This is a genomic window from Streptomyces sp. Sge12 (assembly GCF_002080455.1).
Classification (GTDB): Bacteria; Actinomycetota; Actinomycetes; order Streptomycetales; family Streptomycetaceae; genus Streptomyces.
On record NZ_CP020555.1, the window covers coordinates 3,530,833 to 3,555,207 of the forward strand.

General features: G+C 72.0%; 20 protein-coding genes. 8 read left to right on the forward strand and 12 right to left on the reverse strand.

The genetic code is table 11. The features are described 5' to 3' along the window. Positions 1-22 precede the first annotated feature (22 nt). The gene (locus B6R96_RS15520; RefSeq protein ID WP_081522725.1) at positions 23-559 is read left to right on the forward strand and encodes a response regulator transcription factor; all 537 of its coding nucleotides are present in this window, start codon (positions 23-25) and stop codon (positions 557-559) included. Here the strand turns inward: B6R96_RS15520 and B6R96_RS15525 are convergent. From B6R96_RS15525 to B6R96_RS15540, 4 genes are all read right to left on the reverse strand, one after another. Continuing rightward, positions 525-1,169, reverse strand: a complete 645-nt coding sequence (locus B6R96_RS15525; protein WP_030388376.1) for an imidazolonepropionase-like domain-containing protein — start codon at positions 1,167-1,169, stop codon at positions 525-527. The two genes, B6R96_RS15520 and B6R96_RS15525, sit on opposite strands and share 35 nt — an antisense overlap. Before the next feature lie 16 nt (positions 1,170-1,185). After that, a complete protein-coding gene (gene mqnC, locus B6R96_RS15530; RefSeq protein WP_030388377.1) occupies positions 1,186-2,385 on the reverse strand; it encodes a cyclic dehypoxanthinyl futalosine synthase in 1,200 nt (399 codons plus the stop codon). 78 nt (positions 2,386-2,463) lie between these two features. Beyond that, positions 2,464-4,212: a serine/threonine-protein kinase gene (locus B6R96_RS15535; protein WP_081522726.1), complete on the reverse strand. Its 1,749-nt coding sequence runs from the start codon at positions 4,210-4,212 to the stop codon at positions 2,464-2,466. Positions 4,213-4,423: 211 nt separating this feature from the next. Continuing rightward, positions 4,424-5,287, reverse strand: coding sequence for a menaquinone biosynthetic enzyme MqnA/MqnD family protein (locus B6R96_RS15540; protein WP_030388379.1), 864 nt, complete (start codon positions 5,285-5,287; stop codon positions 4,424-4,426). Between the two features lie 237 nt (positions 5,288-5,524). Here B6R96_RS15540 and B6R96_RS15545 point away from each other — a divergent pair, with 237 nt between their 5' ends. Continuing rightward, positions 5,525-5,728, forward strand: a complete 204-nt coding sequence (locus B6R96_RS15545) for a cold-shock protein (RefSeq protein WP_007265804.1) — start codon at positions 5,525-5,527, stop codon at positions 5,726-5,728. A 202-nt stretch (positions 5,729-5,930) separates the two neighbouring features. Here the strand turns inward: B6R96_RS15545 and B6R96_RS37260 are convergent, their stop codons facing one another. From B6R96_RS37260 to B6R96_RS15565, 4 genes are all read right to left on the reverse strand, one after another. After that, the gene (locus tag B6R96_RS37260; RefSeq protein WP_159396330.1) at positions 5,931-7,628 is read right to left on the reverse strand and encodes a hypothetical protein; all 1,698 of its coding nucleotides are present in this window, start codon (positions 7,626-7,628) and stop codon (positions 5,931-5,933) included. A gap of 434 nt (positions 7,629-8,062) precedes the next feature. Continuing rightward, entirely contained in the window at positions 8,063-9,181 is a 1,119-nt protein-coding gene (locus tag B6R96_RS15555) for a hypothetical protein (RefSeq protein WP_159396331.1), read from the reverse strand. A 132-nt stretch (positions 9,182-9,313) separates the two neighbouring features. Then, a complete protein-coding gene (locus B6R96_RS15560; protein WP_081522728.1) occupies positions 9,314-9,811 on the reverse strand; it encodes a hypothetical protein in 498 nt (165 codons plus the stop codon). 1,565 nt (positions 9,812-11,376) lie between these two features. Continuing rightward, on the reverse strand, positions 11,377-13,107 hold the full coding sequence (locus B6R96_RS15565; RefSeq protein ID WP_081522729.1) for an AMP-dependent synthetase/ligase: 1,731 nt from the start codon (positions 13,105-13,107) through the stop codon (positions 11,377-11,379). Positions 13,108-13,297: 190 nt separating this feature from the next. On the opposite strand from B6R96_RS15565, the gene B6R96_RS15570 reads away from it, so the two are divergent. Next, positions 13,298-14,308 (forward strand): AraC family transcriptional regulator, encoded by a 1,011-nt coding sequence (locus B6R96_RS15570; RefSeq protein ID WP_030388108.1) that lies wholly within the window; start codon positions 13,298-13,300, stop codon positions 14,306-14,308. 150 nt (positions 14,309-14,458) lie between these two features. Next, positions 14,459-15,643 carry a lipase family protein gene (locus tag B6R96_RS15575; RefSeq protein ID WP_081522730.1) on the forward strand — a complete coding sequence of 395 codons (1,185 nt, stop codon included), beginning with the start codon at positions 14,459-14,461 and terminating at the stop codon, positions 15,641-15,643. A gap of 85 nt (positions 15,644-15,728) precedes the next feature. Here the strand turns inward: B6R96_RS15575 and B6R96_RS15580 are convergent, their stop codons facing one another. Then, a complete protein-coding gene (locus B6R96_RS15580; RefSeq protein ID WP_384508656.1) occupies positions 15,729-17,591 on the reverse strand; it encodes an AMP-dependent synthetase/ligase in 1,863 nt (620 codons plus the stop codon). A gap of 424 nt (positions 17,592-18,015) precedes the next feature. Here B6R96_RS15580 and B6R96_RS15585 point away from each other — a divergent pair, with 424 nt between their 5' ends. Beyond that, the gene (locus tag B6R96_RS15585) at positions 18,016-18,816 is read left to right on the forward strand and encodes a DUF4190 domain-containing protein (protein WP_081522732.1); all 801 of its coding nucleotides are present in this window, start codon (positions 18,016-18,018) and stop codon (positions 18,814-18,816) included. Here B6R96_RS15585 and B6R96_RS38785 read toward each other — a convergent pair. Continuing rightward, complete coding sequence (locus B6R96_RS38785; RefSeq protein ID WP_335755536.1) at positions 18,803-19,351, reverse strand: hypothetical protein; 549 nt, start codon at positions 19,349-19,351, stop codon at positions 18,803-18,805. The two genes, B6R96_RS15585 and B6R96_RS38785, sit on opposite strands and share 14 nt — an antisense overlap. Before the next feature lie 752 nt (positions 19,352-20,103). Between B6R96_RS38785 and B6R96_RS15595 the strand changes: the two genes are divergently transcribed. From B6R96_RS15595 to B6R96_RS15605, 3 genes are read left to right on the forward strand one after another with little or no spacing between them, the layout of a single operon-like run. Further along, positions 20,104-20,550: a hypothetical protein gene (locus B6R96_RS15595; protein ID WP_237291431.1), complete on the forward strand. Its 447-nt coding sequence runs from the start codon at positions 20,104-20,106 to the stop codon at positions 20,548-20,550. Beyond that, on the forward strand, positions 20,547-21,947 hold the full coding sequence (locus B6R96_RS15600) for a hypothetical protein (RefSeq protein WP_081522733.1): 1,401 nt from the start codon (positions 20,547-20,549) through the stop codon (positions 21,945-21,947). The genes B6R96_RS15595 and B6R96_RS15600 overlap by 4 nt, the downstream gene beginning before the upstream one ends. Continuing rightward, positions 21,944-22,264: a hypothetical protein gene (locus B6R96_RS15605; protein WP_037860778.1), complete on the forward strand. Its 321-nt coding sequence runs from the start codon at positions 21,944-21,946 to the stop codon at positions 22,262-22,264. The genes B6R96_RS15600 and B6R96_RS15605 overlap by 4 nt, the downstream gene beginning before the upstream one ends. A gap of 81 nt (positions 22,265-22,345) precedes the next feature. Here B6R96_RS15605 and B6R96_RS15610 read toward each other — a convergent pair whose 3' ends face one another. After that, positions 22,346-23,665 (reverse strand): dicarboxylate/amino acid:cation symporter, encoded by a 1,320-nt coding sequence (locus B6R96_RS15610; RefSeq protein ID WP_030388100.1) that lies wholly within the window; start codon positions 23,663-23,665, stop codon positions 22,346-22,348. Between the two features lie 372 nt (positions 23,666-24,037). Further along, entirely contained in the window at positions 24,038-24,349 is a 312-nt protein-coding gene (locus tag B6R96_RS15615) for a DUF4229 domain-containing protein (RefSeq protein WP_030388099.1), read from the reverse strand. Between the last annotated feature and the right edge of the window lie 26 nt (positions 24,350-24,375).

The following is a 24,375-nucleotide window of genomic DNA, read 5'->3' on the forward strand; positions in this document are numbered from 1 at the left end:
CGCCCGGGGGCGAGGAGAAACCGTGCGCGTCGTCAGCTTCACCGTCCCCGCCTGGTTCCCCTCGTACGAGGAGACGGGCGCGGAGGGGCAGGCGCCGCACGAGGACGCGTCGAACGGGGACGGCCCGGCCGCGAACAGACCGGCGGCGAACAGACCGGCGGCGGACGGATCCCCGGCGGACAGATCCCCGACGGGCGGACCCGCCGCGAACGGACCCGCCGCGATCAGACCGGCGGCGGACCGCCCGGCCTCCGACCGCCCGACGCCGGACCGGACCGCCGACGCCCAGCTGACCGAGCAGGAGTCCGCGGTGTTCCTGTGCCTGGCCACCGGCGCCTCCAACCGGGAACTCGCCGCCGAGCTTCAACTCTCCGTCAGCACCGTCAAGTTCCACGTCGTCAACATACGGGCCAAGCTGGGCGGCATCAGCCGCCTCCAGGCCTGCCTGCTGGCCGCCCTCGCCCGGGAGGACACCCTGCGCGCCGCCCGCTCCGGGCACTGCGCGCGGACCGGGCCCGGCGGCCTCAGCGACGGCGGTGCAGCAGCCGCCCGCCGATGACCGTGGCCACGCACGTGGTCGCACCCTGCTCCAGCAGGTCGGCCTCGTCCGCCACCGCGAAGGCCGCGAAGCGCGCCGGAACGCCCGCCTCCAGAATGCCGTGGAAGGCCTCCGCCGCCGCGCTGCGCCCGGCGAACGGATCCAGGGCGGGCAGCCCCTCATGAGCGGCCGGCGCCAGGATGGCGAGCCCCGACCGGGACACCGCCGTGCGCACCGCCGGGATCGTGAAGCGGCCGCAGACCGCCACCACCCCACGGGCCAGGAGCCGCTGCGTGCCGCGCCGGGCACTGTTGCCCCACCGCGGCTCGGTCATCTTCAGCGCCTCCAGCGCGGCCTCGCCCCTGATCGGGTCGGCGCCGAGCTCGGTGACCTCGTACGGGTCGTCCGGGTAGTACGTCCGCTCCAGCAGCTCGTCCGCCCCGCGCACGACCAGCCCCGGGGTGATCACCCCGGGCCAGCGGCGGGTCCTGGCGTGCGGGTGGGCCGCGGCGACCTCCTCGTAGGGGCCGACGCGGGCTATCCGGTCGCCGTCGACGAGGACCGCGCCGCCGGGCAGCGGCGCGGATCCCGGCCCGGGGACCAGGAGTTCGGCGGTGTGCAGCGTCAGCATCGGTCGGCCGGCGTCGTCAGTTCGTGGAGATGAGCTTCAGCTCGGGGTGCGCCGTGCCGCCTTCGAGGGCGGTGGAGGAGATGTGCGAGACCACGCGCTCGTCGACCGGGTCGTTCGCCGGGTCGTCGTGCACGAGCAGGTGCTCGTACGTGGTCGCGCGCTGCGCCGGGGTGCGCTCCGCCTTGCGGATCAGGTCGATGATCTCCTGGCGGTTGGAGCGGTGCTTGGCACCGGCCGAGGAGACGACGTTCTCCTCCAGCATGATCGAGCCGAGGTCGTCCGCACCGTAGTGCAGCGAGAGCTGGCCCGCCTCCTTGCCCACGGTCAGCCAGGAGCCCTGGATGTGGGCGATGTTGTCGAGGAAGAGGCGCGCGATCGCGATCATGCGCAGGTACTCGAAGATCGTCGCCTGGGTGCGGCCCTTGAGGTGGTTGTTCTCGGGCTGGTAGGTGTACGGGATGAAGGCGCGGAAGCCGCCCGTACGGTCCTGCGTGTCCCGGATCATCGCGATGTGCTCGATGCGCTCGGCGTTCGTCTCGCCGGTGCCCATCAGCATCGTGGAGGTGGACTCCACGCCCAGCTTGTGGGCGATCTCCATGATCTCCAGCCAGCGCTCGCCCGACTCCTTGAGCGGGGCGATCGCCTTGCGCGGTCGCGCGGGCAGCAGTTCGGCGCCGGCGCCCGCGAAGGAGTCGAGGCCGGCCGCATGGATGCGCTGGATGGCCTCCTCCGCCGAGACGCCCGAGATGCGGGCCATGTGCTCGACCTCGGACGCGCCGAGGGAGTGGATGACCAGCTGCGGGAAGTCCTTCTTGATGGCGGAGAAGTGGTGCTCGTAGTACTCGACGCCGTAGTCCGGGTGATGCCCGCCCTGGAACATGATCTGGGTGCCGCCGAGCTCGACGGTCTCCGCGCAGCGGCGCAGGATGTCGTCGAGGTCGCGGGACCAGCCCTTCTTCGCGTCCTTGGGAGCCGCGTAGAAGGCACAGAACTTGCACGCCGTGACGCACACGTTGGTGTAGTTGATGTTGCGCTCGATGATGTACGTCGCGATGTGCTCGGTACCCGCGTAGCGGCGGCGGCGCGCGGCGTCGGCCGCCTGGCCGAGCGCGTGCAGCGGCGCGTGGCGGTAGAGGTCGAGCGCCTCTTCCTTGGTGATCCGGCCCCCCGCGGCGGCGCGGTCGAGGACAGACTGGAGAACGGCCAGGTCGGTCACCGGTGAGTCACCTTTCGGCGGTGTGTCTGTGTCAAGGTCCGGACCGATCCAGCCTACGCCAGGGCCGACCGGCGCATTTCAGGGGCTGCGCCTGAGGTCGCCCTCGGGGTTTCCGGCCGGGGTGTCGCCCGACCTGTAGTGCAGCGTCCCGTCGGTGTTCAGGCTGAAGCGCTCGTCGGCGGAGCCGTCGGAACAGACGCCGGGAGCCGGGTTGGGGCCGCCCGAGGTGTCCAGGACCAGCGAGCGGTCGGTGGCGGAGGAGAGCTTCCAGTCGCCGCTGCAGTCCGTGCCCAGGACGGCCAGGACCGACTTGTCCCGGCCGACGACCTCACCGACCCGGCCCGCCCTGATGGTGATCTCGAACTCCGAGGACAGGCCGAGGCGGGCGGTGGTGACCGTGCCCTTCCACGTGCCGACGAGCTCCTTGGGCACGTCCTGGCGGGTCCCCTTGGGCGCCGCCGGACTCCCGGTCGGGTTCGGGGCCGACGAGGCCGAGGCCGCCGGGGCGGGCGCGGAGGCCGAGGCGGAGGCCCCCGGTCCGGCGTCGGCCAGGTCCCGCTCCTTCCCGCCCGGGCCGGGCAGGACGTCCAGCCAGTACAACCCCCCGGACAGCACCGCCAGTACCGCCGCCGCGGCGAGGACCAGCGTGCAGCTGAAGCGGCGCCCGGCCACCCGGACGCCGGCCTGCCGCCCCGGACCCTCCGCGACGGTCCGCTGCCCGGGCAGAGCCGCCCCGCCGCCGGTACCCGGGCCGCTTCCCGGTCCCGATCCCGGTCCCGGAGTGCCGTACGCCGGGTCGGGCGGCCCGAAGCCGCCCCCGGCCGGGCCGCCGTACGAGGCCGCCGTGAACGGCACCGGCCCGGACGGGCCGTCCGCGTACGGCGCGTGGGGCATCGCGAAGCCCCCGCCGGCCGACACGCCGGCCCCGCCCGCGGAGGTGTCCGCGTCCAGGTCCAGCAGGGCCACCGCGGCCCGGCTGGCCTCCTCCACCAGCGGCCCGGGGAGCCAGCCCGGGGCGCCCAGCGCCCCGCCGAGGGCCGCTGCGACGGCCTCGGGGGCGGGGCGATCCGCGGCCGACTTGGCCAGGCAGGCCTCGATCAGGTCGCGCAGCTCCCCGGCCGGGAGCGCGCCGAGCTCGGGCGGCTCGTGGACCACCTTGTAGAGGAGGGTGGCCGAGTTGTCCCCGGTGAAGGGCGGCCGCCCGGTCGCCGCGAAGGCCATCACCGCGCCGAGCGAGAACACGTCGGCCGCCCCGGTGATCCCCTTGCCGAGGATCTGCTCGGGCGACATGTAGCCGGGCGAGCCGACGGAGACCCCGGTGGAGGTGAGCGAGGCGGTGCCGTCCGTGGCCCGCGCGATCCCGAAGTCGATCAGCCGCGGCCCGTCGAGGGTGAGCATCACGTTCGACGGCTTCACGTCCCGGTGTACGAGCCCCAGGCCGTGCACGGCGACCAGGGCGCGGGCCAGCCCCGCGCCGATGGCCCGTACGGAGGCCTCGGGGAGCGGTCCGTGCGCGGCCAGCGCCCGGTCCAGGGAGGGCCCGGCGACGTAGCCGGTGGCCACCCACGGCACGGGGGCGTCGGGGTCCGCGTCGAGCACGGGCGCGGTCCACTCGCCGCCCACCAGGCGGGCCGCCTCGACCTCGCGGCGGAACCGGGCACGGAACTCCTCGTCGGTGGCGAAATGCGGGTGCACGATCTTGACGGCGACGGTCCGGCCGCCGGCGCTGCGCCCCAGGTAGACCCGGCCCATGCCACCCGCGCCGAGCCGGCCCAGCAGCCGGTACGCGCCGATGGTCCGCGGCTCCCCGGCTTCGAGCGGCTGCATCGCGTCCCCCAATTCCCCGTGTTCCCGGGCGCCTTGTGCCGCCCGGGAGAGCAGCAGCAGCCTAGTGGGGTGCCGGGGCGGGCCGGGTGAAGGTGCAGGTCACCCTTTTGCATTTCCACCCCAAGGCGAGAAATGCAAAAAGGACGGGAATTCCCGGTAAACCGTACATTCACCCGCACCCGGCCTTTGGACTACCGCCGGGTAAACCCGCTCAGCACTCCTGGACCACCGTGCTCAGCAGCTCCACGTCGACATCCGCGGGATACCCGGTCGTCGGTCCCGTACGGCGTGCGAATTCCCGTACGCCGGCCAGCTGCTCGGGGCCGAAGCGGAAGTCGAGCGTCGTGAAGTACCGCTCCAGCAGCTCCGCGTCGAAGGCCTCCCAGCGGGCCGCCTGCTCGGCCACCTTGGTGACCTCCTCCAGGGAGACGTCGCGGGAGGAGAGGAAGGCCTCGTGGACCTCCCGCACGACGGCGGGCTCGCGGGCGAGGTAGTCCTTGCGGGCGGCCCAGACGGCGAAGACGAACGGCAGCCCGGTCCACTCCTTCCACATGTGCCCGAGGTCGTGCACGGTCAGCCCGAGCCGGGGTGCGTCGTGCAGCGAGGCGCGCAGCGCGGCGTCCCCGATCAGTACGGCCGCGTCCGCCTCCTGCATCATCACGCTGAGGTCGGGCGGGCAGGTGTAGTAGTCGGGCCGTACCCCGTACTGCTCGGAAAGCAGCAGCTGGGCGAGGCGAACGGACGTACGGGAGGTGGAGCCGAGTGCGACGCGGGCGCCGTCGAGCTGCTCCAGGGGGACCTGCGAAACGATCACGCAGGACATCACCGGGCCGTCGCAGCCGACCGCGATGTCGGGGAAGGCGACGAGCTGATCGGCGTTGCGGAGGAACTCCACGAGGGTGATCGGGGCGATGTCCAGGTCTCCCTGGACGAGGCGCTCGCTGAGCTTCTCGGGGGAGTCCTTGGTCAGCTCCAGGTCCAGCAGAGTGCCGGTTCTGGCCAGCCCCCAGTAGAGGGGCAGGCAGTTCAGGAACTGAATGTGGCCGACGCGGGGCCGGCTGCGATAGAGGTCCACATCGCGAGACTAGCCCCCGGCTCGGCGTCAGCCTTCCGGCGGGTCTCAAACGTCCGGGTGACGTGATCTTTCCCTCTGGTCTCCGCCGCAGGGTGCGTGCTAGGCTCACCGCAAGTTGCAGTTTGGTTTCCCTTGCAGTACGAGGCCTGCGGAGAATGTGACCCGCAGGCTTTTGTAGTTTTCAGACTTCTTAGCAGGTTCTGGAGCAGGGCGACCCTTTGGCCCATAGGAGGGCTCATGGCTACCGGAACCGTGAAGTGGTTCAACGCTGAAAAGGGCTTCGGCTTCATCGCCCAGGACGGCGGCGGCCCGGATGTCTTCGTCCACTACTCCGCGATCAACGCCTCTGGCTTCCGCTCCCTCGAGGAGAACCAGCAGGTGAACTTCGACGTCACGCAGGGTCCGAAGGGCCCGCAGGCGGAGAACGTCACCCCGGCCTAGTCGCCTGGGCCAACCTCATCGCGGGTTGGAAAAGCAGTATCCAAGGAGCCCTGTCCCCTCTGCGCGAGCAGATCAGGCAGGGCTCCTGCCTTTTTTGCCCCTCCGGGCCGTCCGCCGGCCCGGAGGGGCAACGCAGTGGCCCCCGGCACCGTGGAAACGGTGCCGGGGGCCACTCGCGTACCGGGCCTGCCGCCCTACTGCCTCAGGGGCGGGCCGCCGTCTTCGTGGGAGCCGGGTCCGGGGCCGGGGCCGGGGTGGTGGCCGGGGCCGTGACCTTGAGCTCCAGGACCAGGGTCACGTTCTCCTTGGTCGTCAGGCGCACGAAGTAGCTGCCCGGGGCCGCGTCCGCGGTGAACAGCTCCGGCAGGACGATCTTGCCGTCGGCGCCCGTCTTGGCCAGCAGCCGCCCGAAGACCTTCTTGCCGGCCTCGTCCTTGAAGTACGGGCCCTTCGCGGTCGCCGGGTCCACCGGGACCCACTTGCCGTTCGCGTCCTTCACGACCAGGTCGGCGACGGTCTCGGTACCCGCGACGGCCTTGCCGGCGGCGGTCGCGAAGACCTCCACGTCGGTGAAGCTCTTGCCGGCGACCGCCTCCAGCGGCTTCGCGTCGCCCGCACGCGCCAGCTTGTCCGCGACCGTCACCGTGACCTTGCCGTCGAAGTTCACGGTGAACCCGCCCTGCGGGTCGTAGGCCGAGGCCCGCAGCGTGAAGGTGCCGGCCTTGGAGCCCGCCTTCAGCCCGGGCGCGGCGGCGATGCCGTCGGCGCCCGCCTTGACCACCAGGGAATCCGCCGTGCCGAAGAGGGTGCCGCCGGTGGTGTCCTTCTCCACCGCGAAGACCACCTCCTGGTTGACGGCGGGCTTGCCGTCGCTGAGAAGCACCTTGACCCGGGGGACCTCGGTGAAGGCCCCGCCCGCCTCGGCCGTCAGGCCGGGGCCGCTGAGGACCGTCAGGCTCGCCAGGCGTACGGCGGGCGGCTTCGGCTGCTCCGGCGTCGGGGTGGGCGTCGGAGTCGGGGTGGGGGTCGGCGTCGGAGTCGGCGTGGGCGTCGGCGTCGGCCGGGGCGTGGTGGTCGGCACGTGCGGGCTGGGCAGGGTGGTGCCCGGCGGCGGTGTCGAGTAGTCCCCGACGGGCGGGTTCGGCACCTCGGAGGCACCGCCCGTCTGGTACTGCCGCATGTAGCCGAGCACGGTGTTCACGTACTCGCGGGAGTTGTTGTAGCTGAGGATCGCCGCGTCGAGCTTGGCCGCGACCGACAGGTCACGGTCGCCCGCGCACAGGTAGAGACCCGCGCCCAGCGCCGCGTCGTAGATGTTGTTCGGGTCGCGCTTGGAGTCGCCGTTGCCGTCGGCACCCCAGGTGGCCCAGGTGGACGGGATGAACTGCATCGGGCCGACGGCCCGGTCGTACACGGCGTCCGCGTCCCACTCGCCCTTGTCCGTGTCCCGGATCTCGGCGAAGCCGTTGCCGTCGAGGCGGGGGCCGCGGATGGGCTTCTCGGTGTAGCCGTCGGCCTTGAGGCCGTAGCCCGAGGCGTGGACGGACTCGACCCGGCCGATGCCCGCGAGCAGCTGCCAGGGCAGCTTGCAGCCGGGGAGCGCCGCGCCCACGGACAGCTCGGCACGGTGATAGGCGTCGAGGGCGGTCGCGGGTATCCCGCTGGCCCCCTCGGTCGCGCCCGCGCCGGTGGGCGGCGGGTCGGCGACGATGTCGGGCAGATCCAGCCGGGCGTCACCGCGGTCAGTGGCCTGCGGACTGTCCGGAGTGGGCTCGGACTCTCCCGCGTCGGCGGTCGACGGACTGGTCACGACCGCGGCGGTGGTCAGGCTGGCCGCGAGTGCGGCCGTGCACAGGACCTTGCGCGAGGTGTTGACGAGGTGGCGGTGAAGCGGCTTCACAGTGCGGCGATCCCCCCAAGGAGCCGTCAAAGGTATACGGCCGGTCTAGCCGTGAATATCCACTGTCTATCAGGTATTCGAACCCGACTCGCCGTCGCGCCGGTAGATGTGACGCACCATTCGTCTCGGCTTCACCGGGGTCTCGTGGCCGAACGGACAGATCACCCCACTCCACACCCAACTCTGCGCCCGAATGGCCCCGATGGGCACCGATTTACACTGCGCGTCGCCCCGTGTCGTCGGCCGCGGCCGCGGCGGTGACCGAAGGCGGCCGGGATCCGGCCATGGCCGGATATGACACCCCGGAAGGTCGCTGGCTGTGTGATGTGAGTCACGTCAGGAAGTTCCACGCGTGCACCTGCCGTCCGGCCGCCCACGACGGGGCGGCCGGACGATGGTGGGTGGGTGGGTGCGGAGGTGCGGAGGGGCGGAGGTCAGCGCCAGACGACGGCCCGCCACCGGACCGGCCAGGTCCGGGAGGAGCCCACGTTGCCGGCGACGACGCCCGTCGCATTGATCGCGACCGGGTCGGCCCGGTCGAAGCCCGCAGGAACGGGCAGTGCGGTCGGCGTGCCCTGCGCGTCCCAGGTCACGGCGAACGGGTCGGAGGTACCGACGCTGGTCCCCCGGTCGTTGATGCCCCGGACGAAAGTGCGGGCCGTGCCGCGCAGCGGCTGGAGCTCGGTGACGCCGGGACCGGTTCCGGCACCGGTTCCGGTTCCGGTTCCGGTTCCGGTTCCGCTCCACCGCAGGGACCGGTCCTTGACGTTGGCGACCACGACGTCGGCGTTGTTGGCGCTGACGGTACGGGCACCCGGCTCCTGGGACGGCAGCGCCTCGAACGTGCCGCCGCGCGGCGCCCGGACGGCCTTCCAGATGCCGTTCGTGTCCGTCGCCCGACCGATCACGGTGCCGCGGTCGTTGATCGCGGACGGCTCGCTGTCCGAGCCACCGAGGGAGCCGAGGTCGTGGACCCGGCCCCTGGTGTCCCAGCGCACGGCCCGGGTCTTCTCCCCGGGCACGGACACGTACCCGGCGATCTCGCCCCGCTCGTTGATCGCGGTGGCCGCGCCCCCGAGCGCCCGCGGCGGCAGGCGCAGTGCGGTCGCCCGGCCGTCGGGGCCCCACCGGACCGGGAGCGTGCGGCTCTCCGTCGAGAGCTGCCCCACGGCGACACGGGAGTTGTTGATGTCCTGGGCCTCGCCCCGCGTGTAGCCCGGCGGCTCCTCCAGCCGGGTCAGGACACCGGCCGCGCTCCACCGGGCCGCGTGCCGTACTCCGTCGGGTGCGTCGGTGAAGCCGGCCACCGTGCCGTCGTCGACGATCTTGACGGCGTGGCCGCCCGTGCCGCCTTCGACGGCCTGCAGAGGGGTGAGGGTACCGTCGGCGCCCCACCGGACCAGGTAACCGTTCTCGTTCGCGTCGAGCGAGAGCCCCACGACGTCCCCGGCGTCGTTCACCGCCTGGGCGGAGCTGCTGGTGTGCCCCGCCAGAAGGGGCAGTTCGTACATCGCGCCGGCGGCGGCGCCGGACGTCGGCGGTACCACCGACACGGACAACATTGCGGAAAGAACCACGGGTAACAAGAAGATCTCCCCTGTCTTCTCGAACTGGTTCGACGCCCGGCCCCTCCCCCGGCGCCGGTCCGCAGAAACGTTCCACGCTGTCGGTCGACACCGAACCGGTCAGAAGACGGCCAGGCCGATCGCAACCAGGATCCCGGCGACGGCAGCTGCCCCGATGGCGAGGACCAGGCCGGCCAGGGCCGCGAAGAAATAGCCGTCGCCGTTCGCCACCTTCCCTCGGCGCGCGCAGGCGAACAGCCAGGCCGCCAGGGTCAGGAACGGTACGAGCAGCAGGCCGACGAGCGCGGCCGACTGGAACACGGCCGTCCCCGACAGCTCGTACGCCCGCCCCTTCGCCGTCCTGACCTCCACCCGGGAACCGGGCCGGTACTTTTCGGCGGCCGCCTCCAGCACGATGTCGCGGGCCGGCCCGTCGGACCGCCGGGGGGCGTACCGGCCGGTGCATTCGGTACCGGTCGCATAGCCCTCCTCGTCGGCCCCCTCGTAGCACCGGTGGATCGTCACGACACCGTCGACGGGCCCGAAGCCGACCACGGCGGCCAACTGCGCCCCGGGCAGCACCCACGCCAACCACCCGCCGAGCGCCAGAACCACCACACCCCCGACCCCGGCAACCCCGCGCCCCAACCCCTGCCCCAACCCCCGCACAGCAACACGCACTTACCCCACCCCCTGACCCCGTCGACTCCCTCGGCCACCCAGGCCCCCTGGGCCCCCTGCGGGGGCATACCCAGGAGGGCGGGGGCCGACGCGGGGGCCGACGTGGGGGGGGTGTGGGGGGGTGTGGGGGTGGGGATGCGCGGGGCGGCTTCGGGGGGGCGGGGTTGTGGTCGGGCGGTAGTCAGGGATGCGTATGGGGGTTTCCCGTCAGTCTCATCGTCTCTCCGTGTCGGGCCGGTCCCTCAAGGGCGCTCGTTCGTCGCGTCGCTTCGCGATTTCGCTGCGCTCAACCCTTGACCGACCGTCCCGCCCCGGACATACGAAGACTGCCGGGAAACCCCCAAAGGAACGGGCCGGGCGTTCGTTTCCAGGGACGGGCACATCAGAGACCCGCGAGCAGACCGGGCATGGCACGCCCCCGAGGCGGGCACGCCCGAAGCCACCTGCCGGGTCGGTGGGCGCACGAAATCGCTACGCGCTCCTCACCTCTCAGCGTCTCCAGCCCGTCTTGGGTCGGACATAGGCCGCCCACGACCCATTGGCGCTTCTCACCCACGCGCCGGAAGGCCGCACTGGGCTGGACATAGGCCGCCCAAGACCGTTGGCGCTCCTCGATCACGCGCCAGACGACCGCCTTGGGCCGGACACAGGCCGCCCACGACCTCGGTTCGAGGCTCGACATGCGTCCGACGACCGCCTTGGGCTGGGCATAGGCCGCCCACGGGCGGTTGGTGCTCCCATAGGCGGCGGCTGATGGCTGTCTGGGGTGGAAAAGCGTGGGACAGCGGCTATTTCGTCGTGGATGCGGGTCAGCGCACATGGATGCCGCAAAAGGCCGACAGTTTGCACCAATTGCACCCGTATGTGCCCCTGTTTGTGGGCTCGGTCCGGCGCTGACCCGGATCCACGACGAAATAGCCGAAGGATCGGCCGTCAGACCCTCCCAACGACCCAAGACGGCCGCCGGACGCGTGATCGAGGAGCGCCAGCGGGTCGTGGGCGGCTTATGCCCAGCCCCAGACGGTCGTCGGACGCTGAGACGTGAGAAGCGCCAACGGTCGTGGGCGGCCTATGTCCGACCCAAGACGGGCTGGAGACGCTGAGAGGTGAGGAGCGCGTAGCGATTTCGTGCGCCCACCGACCCGGCAGACGGCTCCGGATGGGCCCGCCTCCGGGGTGCCCCATGCCCGGTCCGCTCGGGCATCTCCGACCTCCCCGTCCCTGAAGACTTGGCCCGGCCCGTTCCTTTGGGGGTTTCCCGGCAGTCTTCGTATGTCCGGGGCGGGACGGTCGGTCAAGGGTTGAGCGCAGCGAAATCGCGAAGCGACGCGACGAAGGAGCGCCCTTGAGGGACCGGCCCGACACGGAGAGACGATGAGACTGACGGGAAACCCCCATACACATCCCTGACTACCGGCCGAGCGAAACCCCGCCTCCGAAGCCGCCGCCCTCGCGTTTCGGCCCCGCCCGCCCGGGCCCCGCCACCCACCGACCCCGCCCCCTCACCCCCCGTACAACCCCGCGATCTCCGACGCGTAGCGCTCCGCCACCACGCCCCGGCGGAGTTTCAGTGACGGCGTCAGGGTGCCCGTCTGGGGGGTGAAGTCCTCCGGGAGGATGTGGAAGGCGCGGATGCGGGACGGGCGGGAGACCGTGGCGTTGGCCTCCGTGACCGCCGCGTCGACGAGTGCGTGGACCGCCGGGTGCGTGGCGGGGGCGGGGCCCAGGTCGAGGCCCTCGCGGGTCGCCCACGCCGCGATCTCCTCCGCGTCCAGGGTGATCAGGGCGACCGGATACGGACGGCGGTCTCCGATGAGGACCGCGCGGGAGACGTAGCGCGAGCGCTGGACGGCGAACTCCACTTCCGTCGGGGTGATGTTCTTCCCGGCGGAGGTGATGATCAGCTCCTTCTTCCGGCCTGTGATGCGGAGGAAGCCGTCGGCGTCCAGTTCGCCCAGGTCACCGGTGTGCAGCCAGCCCTCCGGGTCCAGCGCCCCGGCGGTCGCCGCGGCGTTGGCGTGGTAGCCCGGGAACACCATCGGCCCGCGCGCCAGCACCTCCCCGTCCGGCGCGATGCGCACCTCGCAGTCCGCGATCGGTTGGCCGACCGTCCCGTGGCGCACCGCCTCCGGGTGGTTGAGGGAGATGACGCCGCCCGACTCCGTCATCCCGTACCCCTCGTACACGGAGATCCCGCAGGCCCTCAGCAGGTCCAGGGTCGCCGGGGCGATCGGGGCGCCGCCGGTCAGCGCCCACCGGAGCCGGCCGCCGAAGGCGGCGCGGACCGGGGCGTACAGCGCCTTCTCGGCGGCCTCGTGCTCCGCCCGGAGTTCCTCGGGGAGCTTTCCGTCCGCCGCCAGTACGCCCACCCGTACCGCCGCCTCGAAGCGTTCGCGGCCGCCCTCCTGCGACTCCGCCAGCGAGAGCACCACCGAGTGCAGCTTCTCGAACAGCCTGGGCACGGACGGCAGATGGGTGGGGGCGACCTCCGCGAGCTCGGCCAGCACGTTCTCGATGCGGCCGCCGAAGTAGCACAGCTCGCCGCCCGCGATCAGGGTCGTGTACTGGATCAGCTGGGCCAGCATGTGCGCGAGCGGCAGGTACAGGTACGTCGAGTCGCCCGGCCCGCCCTTGATCAGCGGGACGGTGGCGTCCTGGATGGCCCCCAGGTTCCCGTGGGTGAGGCGGCACCCCTTCGGCGGGCCGGTCGTGCCCGAGGTGTAGACGATCGATGCGTCCGCCCCGGGGGTCACGGCCGACGCGCGGGCGCGCAGTTCGGACTCCGCCGCCGCGCCGGGCAGTCCGGGCAGTTCGTCCATCAGTACCACCGCCCGCAGCGCGGGCAGTTTCGGCCTCAGCGCCTCGACGCGGGCCGCCTGGCGCCCGTCGTCGCAGACCACGACCACCGCCTCCGAGTCCGCCAGGACCCAGGCGACCTCCTCCTCCCCCGCCGTCGGGTACACCGGTACGAGGACCGCCCCCGCCGCGAGCGCCCCGAAGTGCGTGTACGTCCACTGCGGCCGCGTCTCGGCCAGTACGGCGACCCGTTCCCCGGCGGCCACGCCCAGGCCGAGCAGCGCGCACCCGACGGCCCGCACCTGTGCGCCGAGTTCCCCGTACGTACGGGTGCGCCACCCGCCGTCGGGTGACCGGAACCGCAGGGCGGGCTCCGGCCCGTACCGCTCCTCGGTCCACTGGGTGAACACCGCCAGCGTGCTCGGCCGATCGTTCATCGCATGCCCTCCCGCGGGTTGGTGGCCTGAGGCCGCCGGCTCCGGGGCCGGTGGCCTCCGCCCGCTCCGACGCTAGGCAGCCGGACCGCCGCCGCGGCATGACCGGAAGCGTCACCCCCACTGACCCGAGAGCTCATCCGTGCCTCCGCGTCCGTATCGCCGCGGGCCGGGGCGGGCTACCGTCGAAGCCATGGGGAGGCGGACGGTCACCGTGCACCATGTACGGGCCCTGCTCGCGGGGGCCCGCGGCAGCGGCATCGACACCGTGCCGCTGCTCCAGGAGGCGCAGATCCCGCCGCTGCTGCTGGGCGACGACCGGGCGCGGATCACGCCCGCGCAGTTCGCGCGGCTCTTCCGGGCGCTGTACCGGACCACGCAGGACGAGTTCCTCGCGCTGAGTCCGGTCCCGAGCCGCCCCGGCACCTTCGCGATGATGTGTTACGCCTCGCTCGGCTGCCGCGATCTGGGCGCGGCCACGGAGCGGGCGGCCGCGTTCTACGGGCTGTTCCCCGGCGGGCCGGAGCTGGCGCTCGAAGTCGTGGGCGACGAGGCCCGGTTCACCGTGCGCAACGAGTTCGCCCGGGACGAGGACCGGTTCCTCACGGAGTGCGTGCTCGCCATCTGGCACCGGCTGAGCAGCTGGCTGGTGGGCCGGCGCATCCCGCTCGCGTACGCCGCCTTCCGCTATCCCCCGCCGCCGCACCTGGAGGAGTACGAGACTCTCTTCGACTGCCCGGTGCGTTTCGGCGAGGACCGGACGGGTGCGGTCTTCGCCGCGCACTGGCTGACCGCTCCGCTCGTACGGGACGAGCCCGCACTCGACGCGATGCTCCGCCGCGCCCCCTTCGACCTGCTGTCCCGCCCGGAGTACGGGACCACGGTCGCGGAGCAGGTGCGCCGCACCCTGACGCAGCGGCTGCGCACGTCGCCGCGGCTGCCCGCGCTCGGGGAAGTGGCGGCGCGCCTCGCGGTGTCGCCGGCGACGCTGCGGCGCCGGCTCCAGCAGGAGGGGACGTCCTTCCAGCAGTTGAAGGACCACGTGCGCCGGGACGCGGCGATCGCGGGCCTCGCGGAGAGCGGGGAGCCGATCGCGGAACTCGCCGCGCGGCTGGGCTTCTCCGAGGACACGGCCTTCCACCGGGCGTTCCGACGCTGGACGGGCACGACCCCGGGGGCCTACCGGATCGCCTCGGGCGGCTGAGGCCGGGCCGGGCGCCCGCGGAGCGTGCGAGGGCGGGTCAGGAAAGGTGAGCTGTGCGGTCAGCGACCTTCCTACCGGTCGGTCACTACCTTCACCTCACCTACCCCGCACGGAACGATCCCCCTGGGAGAGCCGCCCATGCGTTTGCCGATGCGCTTCCGAAGCACCCCCCTCGCCGCCGTGACCGCGCTGGCCGTCCTGACCGTCTCGGCGGCCGCGGTCCCCACCGCGACCGCCTCCACCCCCACCGCGACCGCCCCGACCGCCCCGACCGGCACCGCCCCGGGCGATGTCGTCAGCAGCGAGCCCTCCGCCTTCCACCCGCTGCCCGGCCAGCCCACCGGCACCCGGGCCTGGAAGATCCACTACCGCTCCACCAGCGCCGACGGGGCCCCGAACATCGTCTCCGGCACCGTCATCGTCCCGCAGGACGGCCGCAGCGGGCCGCGCCCGCTGATCACGTACGCCGTCGGCACGGTCGGGATGGGCGACTCCTGCGCGCCGAGCAACAACCTCCCCCACGGCACCGCCATGGAGGCCAACCTCATCCAGCAGCTCACCCTGCGCGGCTGGGCCGTCGTCGTCACCGACTACGAGGGTCTCGGCACCCCGGGCGTCCACACCTACACCGTGGGCCCCTCCGCCGGGCACGCCGTCCTCGACGCCGCTCGCGCCGCCCAGCGGCTGCCCGGTGCGGGGCTGTCCGCGAACGGCCCGGTCGGCATCATGGGCTACTCGCAGGGCGGCCAGGCCAGCAGCTGGGCCGCCGAGCTGCAGGGCTCGTACGCCCCCGAACTCCAGGTCAAGGGCACGGCGACCGGCGGGGTCCCGGCAGACCTGCTGAAGGTGGCCGAGTTCAACAACGGCTCCTACGGGTCCGGGCTCATCTTCATGGCGGCCGCCGGGCAGGACGCGGCCTTCCCGGAGCTGCGGCTGGACTCCTACCTCAACCCGCTGGGCAGGGCGCTGGTCGCCGGGATGAAGGAGAACTGCGTCGCGATCGACGCGATCGCCGGGTCCTTCAAGCGGATCTCCGACCTGACCACGCGCGACCCGCTCGCCCAGCCGGACTGGCAGGCCCGGCTGAACGGGAGCCGGCTGGGCGCCACGGCCCCGGCCGCGCCCGTGTACCAGTACCACGCGCTCGCCGACGAGCTGATCCCGTACGGGGTCGGCCGCCGGCTGCGCTCCGACTGGTGTGCGCGGGGGGCGAACGTGGAGTTCGACACCGTGTGGGTCGGTGAGCACGTCAGCGGCGTGATCACGCACTCCTTGGCGGCCGGGAACTGGCTGGCGGACCGCTTCGCCGGCCGCCCGACGCACCCCAACTGCTGAGCGCCCGTGCCCCGTCGGGTACCACCCCCGACGGGGCAGGACCGGGTCCCGGACGGCACTCCTTGTCCATCGATCGGTCCGGGGGTCAGGCTTCCCGGGGGCCCCGGTACAGCTCCTGGATGCGGTCCGCGTAGTCCCGGGCGATCGCGCTGCGCCGGAGTTTCAGGGACGGGGTCAGGTGGCCGCGCGCCTCGGTGAAGTCGCGCGGCAGGATGGCGAAGCGGCGGATCGACTCGGCCCGCGAGACCAGCCGGTTCGCCTCGTCCACCGCCCGCTGGAGGTCGGCCCGCAGTTCCTCGTCCCGCACCAGGTCGCGGATCGGCACGTTCTGCTTCTTGTGCATCTGGCGCCAGTGGTGGAGGCCGTCCGGTTCCAGGGTGATCAGTGCGGTGATGTACGGCCGGTTGTCGCCGACGACCATGCACTGGCCGACCAGCGGGTGGGCCCGCAGCCAGTCCTCCAGCGGTGCGGGGGCGACGTTCTTGCCGCCGGAGGTGATGATCAGGTCCTTCTTGCGGCCGGTGATGGTGAGGTATCCGTCGGCGTCGAGCTCGCCGATGTCGCCGGTGGCCAGCCAGCTCCCGTACGGGGCGGCCTGCGCGGCGTTCCAGTACCCGGCGAAGACGTGGCCGCCGCCCAGCAGCACCTCCCCGTCGTCCGCGATCCGTACGGCTGTGCCCGGCAACGGCCAGCCGACGGTGCCGAGGCGGGGGCGCTGCGGCGGGGTCACGGTGCTCGCGCCGGTGGTCTCCGTCAGTCCGTAGCCCTCGAACACCTCGACGCCGGCGCCGGTGTAGAAGGCGGCGAGCCGTCGGCCCAGCGGCGATCCGCCGCTCAGGACGTAGCGGACGCGGCCGCCGAGCGCCGCCCGGATCCTCCGGTAGACGAGCGGGTCGTACACGGACCGGGCCAGGCGCAGCCCGAGGCCGGGGGCCTTGCCCTCGGCGACCTCGCCGAAGCGCTGCGCGATGCGGGCGGCCCGGTCGAAGGAGGAGGCGCGGCCCATCTTCTCCGCGGTGGCGCGGGCGGTGTTGTAGACCTTCTCCAGTACGTACGGGATGGCCAGCAGGAAGGTGGGGCGGAAGCCGGCGAGGTCGGCGAGGAGGTCTTCGGTGCTGATGCTGGGCGCGTGGCCCAGCTTGACGCGGGCCCGCATGCAGCCGACGGCCACCATCCGCCCGAAGACGTGGCTGAGCGGCAGGAACAGCAGGGTGGAGGCGGGGTCCTTGCTGACGGACCGGAAGACGGGGTGCAGCAGCTCGACCGCGTTGTCCACCTGGGCGTAGAAGTTGCCGTGGGTGATCACGCATCCCTTGGGCTGTCCGGTGGTGCCGGAGGTGTAGATGAGGGTGGCGACGGAGTCCGGGGTGCGGGCGGTCCGCCGGTTGTGCACCACCGCGTCCGGGATGCGTTCCCCGGCCTTGACCAGCCGGGCGATCGCGCCGGTGTCGAGTTCCCACAGGTGCGTCAGCCAGGGCAGGTTGCCGCGCTCGGCGCTGATGAGCCGGGCCTGTGCGGTGTCCTCGACGGCGCAGGCCACGGCCCCGGAGTCCTGGATGATCCAGCGCGCCTGGAGGGCGGAGGAGGTGGGGTAGATGGGTACGGTGACCAGCCCGGCGGCCCAGCCGGCGAAGTCGAGCAGGGTCCACTCGTAGGTGGTGCGGGCCATGATGGCGAGCCGGTCGCCCTCGCGGAGCCCTTCGGCGATCAGGCCCTTGGCGACGGCGAGCACCTGGGCCGCGAACTCCGCGGCCGAGACGTCGTACCAGACGCCCTCGTGGTCCTTGCGGGCGAGCACCGCCTCCCCGGGGGCCTCCCAGGCGTTCTGGAACGGCAGGTCCCCGAGGGTCCCCCGGTCCGGCGGCCGCACGAGCGCGGGCACCCGCACCTCGCGGACCACCCCGCCGATCACGGTCTTGACGGGTTCTACGGGTCCTACGGGTCCCACGGGACCGACCGGCTTCAGCTCGGCTTCCACGGCGCACTCTCCTCGGCTCGGCACGAGCGTTACCGCCGGTAATCTACGGAGCGGAAACCCGGCCCGACCAGCCCCTGGACCCGTTCTTCACGGACGCTCCACGCCACCACCCCACACTCCGGACGCAAGGACGGTCCGCACGCAGGCACGCCCGTCAGGTCGGCCGCGGCAGCGCGTGCGGCCCGGGCGCGGCCTTCCACCGCCTGTACGGGACCCGCTGAGCGGTGTCGGACCCGCCAGGTAGCGTGGGGCCGCACGACAACATCGGCAGGCATGCGCTGGGGCAGGGCAGTGCCGCCCGAGGAAGGCGTCCGGGACCGCGCCGGACACGGAGCGGCCGCACGCCGCCCGGCTGTTGTCGTGTCCCACCCTCTGAGCAAGGAGCTCCACCAGCATGTCCATACCGCCGCAGCCACCGTCGTCCCCCGGCCCGTACTCGCAGCCGGGAGGGTACGGATACCCGGGCCAGCCGGGCCAGCCCGGGCAGCCCGGGCCGTACGTCGGCGGCCCGCAGCCGGGCTGGTACGCACCGCAGCCGCAGAAGACCAACGCGCTGGCCATCGTGGCGTTCGTGATGTCGCTCGCCTGCGCGCTGCCCCTGGTCCCGCTGGTCCTCGGCATCGTCGCCCTCTCCCAGATCCGCACGCGCGGCGAGAAGGGCAAGGGCCTCGCCGTCGCGGCGATCGTGATCCACGGCGTGACCATCGCGTTCTACGGGATCTTCGTGATCCTCGGCCTCACCGGAGCGCTGGACGACACCCCGCCGAAGCGCGACAGCAGCGGCGAGGTCACCGAACCGGTCTCCGGCGGCGTGAACGACGTCCGCGAGGGGGACTGCTTCAACACCAGCGACGACCTGAAGGACTACCACGACGAGGAGGGCGGCCAGGCCGCCCTCTCCGTGCGCATCGTGCCCTGCGACCAGCCCCACAAGGGCGAGACGTTCGCCGTCGTCAAGCTGGACGACGGCGCGTACCCGGGCACGGACAAGATCGTCGCCATCGCCGAGGAGAAGTGCGGGGGACCGGCGTTCACCGCGTACGCGGGCGCCGACGTGAATCCCCCGGGGAAGCTGGAGATCTACTACTACTACCCGCAGGCCGGCACCTGGCTCCGCGGCGACCGCGAAATCAGCTGCTTCGTGGGCGACCCCAACGGCCCCACCACCGGCTCGATCCGGGTCACCGCCCCTTGAGCAACGGCCGACGGCCACCAGGCCACCTCGGTCCCCGCACCACCCTGGTACCGGGTTCGGCCTCGGTATCCGGCTCGGCCTCGGTATCGGCATCCGGCTCGGTTTCGGCATCGGTCCCGGAATCGGCGTCGGCGTCGGCGTCGGCCGGCGGACAGAAGCTGCAGCGTCCCGGTTTCGGGGCGCGGTGGCCGCGGTCGCAGCCGTCGCAGTTCTGCATCGGGTCCGGTGGTTTCATGTCAGGGCGTTCCGGGGCCTCCGGGACCGGGGGCAGGTACGGCGGGATCAGCTCGGCGAGCCGGTACGCGAGTACGGACGCGGGGCGCCGTATCTGATCGGGCAGGTCGGCGGACAGGCTCCGCGCGACCATCTCCGGACTGACCCCGCGCTCCAGCCAGGCCGATACGCCCGGCGCGAGCCGCCGTACGTCCCGCTCCGCCAGCAGCAGCCGAGGGTCCCGCCGCCGCAGGCCGGCGAGCAGATCGACCGCATCGGCGTGCAGGTGCTGCTGCTCGGGCGCAGCGGGGGCGTCCGGCACGGACACGGTTTCCGGCGCGGGTTGCGCCGCAAACTCGGGAGCAGGCACGGGAGCAGGCGCGTAGACCTCCTGCGGCTCCGACTCCGGCTCCGGCCGCGGCGAGTGCCTTGACGCTCACCCGGGCCCCGGTGGGGAGCGACTGGATGTGCACCGCGACACCGATCGCCGTCGCCGACAACTGCCGGTGCTGGGCCAGCTGGTTGCCCACCACGGTGTAGTGACGGGCGAGCCGCACGTTGACGTGGATGACACCGGATCGGGGGGTCCCGGAGCGAAGTCGGGGCGGGGCGGTCAGGCGCGCGGTAAGGTGCTCGAAAGCCATGGGGGAAGGTTGCATTCCTACTTGGTAGCCACGCGGAAGGGTTGTCTTCTGCTTGGTCAGGCCCTCGGCCGGGATTCGCACTCCCGCCGGGGGCCGCTTCATGTCCGGGGTACTTCGGGGCGAGCATATGCCAAGCAACCTGTAGCAAATCCAGCCCAGTTGGCACGATTCACCCGTCCGAGCAACGCGTGCCGGTTTGGTTTGGTGGGTTGGTCTTTTCCCCTGGTCCTTTGGGTCTTTACGCGTCGAGGCGCACCGGGTCGCGGCTCCCCGCGACCCGGTCGCACGGCCGCAGGAGGGGTCGCGGCGCGGGTGCAGACGTACATCTCCGGGCGGCACGACGCGGAACCGCACGATCCTCTTCCACGTCTTTCATGAACATGATCTGTCGGATCCGATCATGTCCTGTCGTCAACCACCCAGGGGACACATGTCGTTCGACGCGGAATGGGCGCAGCACAAGGCCTCCGTACTCGCGCAGCAGCCGTCGCCCGCCCTGCGCCTCGCCTCCGCCCCGGCCGACGGCGGCGTACAGGGGAGCCCGGCCGGGACGCTGGTGGCCGGGGCCGCCTCCATCAACGGCAACGCCAACCTGCTGATCGAGATCGCTGCGCTCCTCCACGAGGGCCGCCCCGACGGTGACGCGAGCACCATGGCGCGCGCCCCGCGGGCGCACGCCGACGTCTCGGCGGAGGTGCTGCGCTTCGCCCGGTTCGCCGACGACCAGTTCAAGGACACGGTCAACCTGTTCGCCGCCCTGGCCACGCGCCTGAAGACGGCCGGTACCGACTTCGCTCAGGTGGACGACGGCACAGCACGCTCCTTCCTCGCGGGCCTGCTGGAGTCGGGTCAGTACGTGAAGCCGGAGGCCAAGTGAGCGGGCTCAGCCACCGCAAGGACGTCGAGTTCCTGGAGGAGTGCAACCCGGCTCTGGTGGAGCGCAACGCCGCCGAGTTCAAACGCCTGCGCGATCTGCTGGTACAGGTTGAGGAGCCCGCCCGGCGCGCCGAGACCGGCACCGAATGGCACAGCGACAACAGTCACACCTACACCGCGCGGCTCTCCGAGGCACGGCAGCTCGTCCAGCACATCGCCGAGGGGTACGACAAGGCCGCGAGCGCCCTGCACGCGTACGCGGCGGCCCTGACGACCGCCAAGTCCCACTACTCGAACGGCAAGGGCTCCGAGCGCAAGCTCGCCGCGCTGATCGCCACGAAGGGCACCGCGGTCACCCGCACCGCCCAGGAGGCGGAGCCGATGCGCCAGTGGGAGGACATGCGGGCGACGACCGGCTTCCTCGACGGCCTGGCCGAGCTCACCATGGACGTGGACGACATCCGCGAGGAGGCCGACCGCCTCCACGACGACGCCGGCGGCAACTTCCGGCTGGCCAGGACCGCCGAGCAGGAGGCGCGCAGCGTGTGCGTCCACGCGCTGAAGCAGGCGTACGAGCTGCTGCCCGAGTTCAAGGTGCGGGGCGGTGCGGGCGGGGTCGACGTCTACGCGGCCATGGCCGACATCCGCCGCGAGGCGGCGGAGGCCCGTACCGATCCCCTGACCCATCTGCCGGGCAGCGGACCGAAGAAGGACATGGCGGGCCCGGTCGGGCCGGACACCCCGGTCTCCCCGCAGCTGCGCGACATCCGGATGCGGGTTGCGGGGCTGCCGGACGCCGCCGACAACTACTGGGTGCCCCTCGTCACGGACGGCATGCACGCGGACTGGATCTCCCAGAACAAGGAGGTCCTGCGGGCGGCGGCCAAGAACGCGGGGCTGCCGGAAGAGCTGGTCGCGGGCGTGGCCTGGCAGGAGATCGGCGGCTATCAGCCCGGCCTGCTGGACGACGTGACCGGCACGATCCGTGAACAGGCCGCCGCTCCGTGGGGCCTGAGCCCCTTCACCCCCGAGAACCTTCCGTGGCGCCTCGGCGGGAAGCTGGACGAGACCTCGTACGGGCCGATCGCCATCCAGCTGCGCCGCGGTGCCGAAGTGCTCGGCTACGACCCGGCGAACCTCACCGACCACCAGCGGACCCTGGTGGAGGAAGCCCTTCAGGATCCCAAGCAGAATGCCTTCATAGCCGCCGGCTACCTGGCTCAGATCAAGGCGGAGAGCGGGCTGGCCGATGTGCCGGCCGACCGGATGACGGAGGCCCAGATGCGGGAGATCGCCGCCCGCTACAACGGGGGACCCTACTGGGACCTCCCCAAGGCCCAGGGCTACGGTGACCGGTTCGTCGGGAACCTCGGCCAAGCGAAGGACGCAATGCGATGACGTACCCCCGCGAGAGCATCGACCTGCCCGAGGACCGGGGCTGGCTGCGCTGGATCCTGGGGGTGCCGCTCGGGATCATCCACCTGCTCAACGCCGTCGCCGTGTTCGGGGCCCTCTTCGCCGGGCCGCAGGGCGAGTGGGACCACCAGGGCTACGAGGGCGTCTCCGCGATGTGCTTCGTCTCCGTGTCCCTGAGCGTGCTGGGCCTGCTCATCACGGCCGTCCCGAGCGTGCGCCGGACCATGGGCCTGTGGTGGTTCCTCCCGCCCCTCCTCCTCGGCCTGACCGCCTACATCCGCGGCGCAACCCTCGGCTAGGCCGTCTCTTTCGGATCTTGCCGGGCCCGAACGCAGCAGCCCCCGCCCGGGAGGGGGCGGGGGCTGCGCTGGGTGGTGGGGTCAGGCGGCGACGGCGACCGGCTCGGCGGCCGGGGCCGGCTCGTCCAGCGGGGAGGCCGAGGCGGAGGCGTAGGCCTCCTTGTCCAGGATCCCCTCGCGGGCCGAGACGATGACCGGGACCAGGGCCTGGCCGGCCACGTTGGTGGCGGTGCGCATCATGTCGAGGATCGGGTCGATCGCCAGCAGCAGACCCACGCCGGCGAGCGGCAGGCCCAGCGTGGAGAGGGTCAGCGTCAGCATGACGGTGGCGCCGGTCAGACCGGCCGTGGCGGCCGAGCCGATGACCGAGACGAAGACGATGAGCAGGTACTCCTTGATGCCCAGCTGCACGTCGAAGATCTGCGCGATGAAGATCGCGGCGAGCGCCGGGTAGATCGCGGCGCAGCCGTCCATCTTGGTGGTGGCGCCGAACGGGACGGCGAAGGAGGCGTACTCCTTCGGGACGCCGAGGCGCTCGGTGACCTTCTGGGTGACCGGCATGGTGCCGACCGAGGAGCGGGAGACGAAGGCCAGCTGGATGGCGGGCCAGGCGCCCTTGAAGAACTGGATCGGGCTGACCTTGGCGACCGTCGCGAGCAGCAGCGGGTAGACGCCGAACATCACCAGGGCGCAGCCGATGTAGACGTCGGCGGTGAAGGTCGCGTACTTGCCGATCAGGTCCCAGCCGTAGGTGGCGATCGCGGTGCCGATGAGGCCGATGGTGCCGATCGGGGCGAGGCGGATGACCCACCACAGGGCCTTCTGGAGGAGCTCCAGGGCGGACTCGGCGAGGTCCAGGACCGGCTTGGCCTTGGCGCCGAGCTGGAGGGCTGCGATACCGGCGACGACGGCCAGGAAGACGATCTGAAGGACCTTCAGCTCGGTGAACGGCGTCACGATGTCGGTGGGGACGATCCCGGTCAGGAAGTCGATCCAGGAACCGGTCCGCTTGGGGTCCTTGCCGTCGGCGGCGGTGAGGCCGGTGCCCGCACCGGGGTCGGTCAGCAGGCCGATGCCGATGCCGATGCCGACCGCGATCAGCGACGTGATCATGAACCAGAGCAGCGTGCGGGTGGCGAGCCGCGCGGCGTTGTTCACCTTTCGCAGGTTGGTGATCGACACCAGGATCGCGAAGAAGACGAGCGGGGCGATGGCCAGCTTCAGCAGCTGGATGAAGATGTCGCCGACCTTCTCCAGGGTGGTGCCGAGCCAGCTGATGTCCTGGCTGCGGGCTATCCAGCCGAAGAGGACACCGAGGGCCAGACCGGCGACGATCTGGGCCCAGAAGGGGAACTTGAACGAGGCCTTGGCAGGGGCCTGGGGGGTCGCGGACACGGACACTCTCCGGAGGTGGCGCACGAAGACAGGGGGGAAGTACTGCGGTGGTGAAGCGGTGCGGCAGCAGCCAGAAGGGCCGGCCGGGACGGCTGCTGTATCGATTCAGCTCAACAGCAACAGGCCGCGGACGCGCGGCGGCAGAGGTCGACGTGCAGGCGCGTCACGAGCGGAACGCTCGCGATCAGGGGGTGCGCAACTGTGGTCAACATGTTGAACACGCTAACACTTCCCCTTTGAGAATCTCAAAGGGGCCCTTTGAGACAACGGCGCACGGGGCCCCCTTGCGCAGCCCCGGAAAAACACCACCGCCCCAGCGTTACGGGCGGTATACCCGGTGCTGGGGCGGTTCGATGTGTGATGAAGCCAACTGTGGCGTTACGAGGTCACGCGCGCCGCGTCGTCGGCCTGGTCCTCCTGGCTGCGGTTCGCGGCCAGCCGCTCCTTCGCACCCGCGACGCGCCCGGAGATCTGCGTGGACATCTCCTCGCGCTGCTTGCGCAGAAGGACGAAGGAGAGCGGGGCGGAGATGACGAGGGCGAGCAGGACGACCCAGGCGGCATTGGCGTCCCCGAGGCCCGAGGGCACCCAGCCGATCCGGACGAGGACGGCGACGACGACGAGGCATCCGACGAAGATGCCCAGGCGCATCGCGGTGTAGCGGATCGTTGCGCTCGGCTTGAGGGACACGGTGACCCCTTCTCTCTCGTCGTGGT

What these genes read in the sequence shown, in the direction of transcription:
- B6R96_RS15525 (WP_030388376.1), bottom strand. Translation starts at nt 1,169, where the DNA reads ATGCTGACGCTGCACACCGCCGAACTCCTGGTCCCCGGGCCGGGATCC.
- B6R96_RS15535 (WP_081522726.1), bottom strand. Translation starts at nt 4,212, where the DNA reads ATGCAGCCGCTCGAAGCCGGGGAGCCGCGGACCATCGGCGCGTACCGG.
- B6R96_RS15545 (WP_007265804.1), top strand. Translation starts at nt 5,525, where the DNA reads ATGGCTACCGGAACCGTGAAGTGGTTCAACGCTGAAAAGGGCTTCGGC.
- B6R96_RS15565 (WP_081522729.1), bottom strand. Translation starts at nt 13,107, where the DNA reads ATGAACGATCGGCCGAGCACGCTGGCGGTGTTCACCCAGTGGACCGAG.
- B6R96_RS15570 (WP_030388108.1), top strand. Translation starts at nt 13,298, where the DNA reads ATGGGGAGGCGGACGGTCACCGTGCACCATGTACGGGCCCTGCTCGCG.
- B6R96_RS15575 (WP_081522730.1), top strand. Translation starts at nt 14,459, where the DNA reads ATGCGCTTCCGAAGCACCCCCCTCGCCGCCGTGACCGCGCTGGCCGTC.
- B6R96_RS15585 (WP_081522732.1), top strand. Translation starts at nt 18,016, where the DNA reads ATGTCCATACCGCCGCAGCCACCGTCGTCCCCCGGCCCGTACTCGCAG.
- B6R96_RS15595 (WP_237291431.1), top strand. Translation starts at nt 20,104, where the DNA reads ATGTCGTTCGACGCGGAATGGGCGCAGCACAAGGCCTCCGTACTCGCG.
- B6R96_RS15605 (WP_037860778.1), top strand. Translation starts at nt 21,944, where the DNA reads ATGACGTACCCCCGCGAGAGCATCGACCTGCCCGAGGACCGGGGCTGG.